The organism is Bacillus sp. S4, from assembly GCF_040838205.1.
Lineage (GTDB): Bacteria > Bacillota > Bacilli > Bacillales > Bacillaceae_G > Bacillus_A > Bacillus_A cereus_U.
On sequence record NZ_JBFPJI010000460.1, the window covers coordinates 1 to 2,010 of the forward strand.

Below are 2,010 nucleotides of genomic sequence, written 5' to 3' on the forward strand. Positions count from 1 at the left end.
AAAGGGGATGGTGTAAATATGTTGAAAAGGATTATGGTAGTCTGTTTATTGTTTATTTTACTTTTTCCTAATATATATGAGGGGAATAAGGCGGAAGCAGCAACGATAAACAATGGAACATTAATGCAGTATTTTGAGTGGTACGCTCCGAATGATGGGAATCATTGGAATCGTTTGCGTTCTGATGCTGAAAATTTAGCCCATAAAGGAATTACATCTGTATGGATACCACCTGCATATAAAGGGACTTCACAAAATGATGTAGGATATGGAGCGTATGATTTATATGATTTGGGGGAATTCAATCAAAAAGGAACGGTGCGGACGAAATATGGGACAAAAGCACAGTTGAAATCTGCAATTGAAGCTTTACATAAGCAAAGCATAGATGTGTATGGTGATGTAGTTATGAACCATAAAGGTGGGGCTGATTATACTGAAACCGTAACAGCTGTAGAGGTAGACCGAAACGATCGAAATATTGAAGTGTCAGGTGATTATGAAATTAATGCATGGACGGGGTTTAACTTTCCAGGACGCGGAGATTCTTATTCTAATTTCAAATGGAAATGGTATCATTTTGACGGAACGGATTGGGATGAAGGAAGGAAATTAAATCGAATTTATAAATTTAGGGGTATAGGTAAAGCATGGGACTGGGAAGTGTCTAGCGAGAATGGGAATTATGATTATTTGATGTATGCAGATCTTGATTTTGATCATCCAGATGTTGCGAAGGAGATGAAAAATTGGGGAACGTGGTATGCGAATGAATTAAATTTAGATGGCTTTCGTTTAGATGCTGTTAAACATATTGATCATGAATATTTACGCGATTGGGTAAATCATGTCAGACAGCAAACAGGGAAAGAAATGTTTACAGTAGCTGAATATTGGCAAAATGATATTAAGGCCTTAAATAATTATTTGGCGAAAGTCAATTATAATCAATCTGTGTTCGATGCACCGCTTCATTATAATTTTCATTATGCTTCAACAGGAAATGGGAATTATGATATGAGAAATATTTTAAATGGAACAGTAATGAAAAATCACCCTGCACTCGCAGTTACTCTCGTTGAGAATCATGATTCACAGCCTGGGCAGTCATTGGAATCTGTAGTAAGTCCGTGGTTTAAACCGTTGGCATATGCATTTATTTTAACACGTGCAGAGGGCTATCCTTCAGTTTTTTATGGTGATTACTATGGGACAAGCGGAAAGAGTAGTTATGAAATTCCAGCGTTAAAAGATAAAATTGATCCGATTTTGACGGCACGAAAAAACTTTGCATATGGTACGCAGCGTGATTATTTAGACCATCCAGATGTGATTGGCTGGACAAGAGAAGGCGATGGTGTACATGCTAATTCTGGTTTAGCGACATTAATCTCTGATGGACCAGGAGGATCAAAGTGGATGGATGTTGGAAAGAATAACGCTGGGGAAGTATGGTACGATATTACGGGTAATCAAACAAATACTGTAACAATTAATAAGGACGGATGGGGGCAGTTCCATGTAAATGGAGGCTCAGTTTCCATATATGTTCAACAGTAAATTGGTGATGAAAAAGAAGAGGTAGACTGAAATATAAGTTTTCCTCTTCTTTTTTTACATTCTGCATAGTTATTAAAGTATGACACCTTTACTTCTTACAAAACATATAGTATGATGATTTCAATAAATTAGATTTCAATGAACATAAAATATAAATTAATGAGAGGTGCTTTTTGTGAGTGCGGTAGGTACTAAATAGGAAAAATTTAATGAAATAAATCGGATAAGACCAGGGGATTTTTATGTACATCATACCCCTAATTTTGTCATGGATTTATTTCGAAACCTATGAAGATACCTACAATACTTTATAAAGCTTGTAATAATAGGGATTGCCATATACTTTTTAGATGGCTTATTTCCTTATACGTTATTACACTTGCCTTGTAAATGTAAAAGCTGCGGTATCCCCGCAGCTTTTTTGTATATGTTTTTAATGTATAAAAATGG

General features: G+C 35.8%; 1 protein-coding gene. It reads left to right on the plus strand.

Annotated features, from left to right (window positions below; genetic code table 11):
• Window positions 1-18: 18 nt before the first annotated feature.
• Window positions 19-1,560, plus strand: a complete 1,542-nt coding sequence (amyS, locus tag AB3X48_RS21585) for an alpha-amylase (RefSeq protein ID WP_088099400.1) — start codon at window positions 19-21, stop codon at window positions 1,558-1,560.
• Window positions 1,561-2,010: the final 450 nt, after the last annotated feature.

What these genes read in the sequence shown, in the direction of transcription:
- amyS (WP_088099400.1), top strand. Translation starts at nt 19, where the DNA reads ATGTTGAAAAGGATTATGGTAGTCTGTTTATTGTTTATTTTACTTTTT.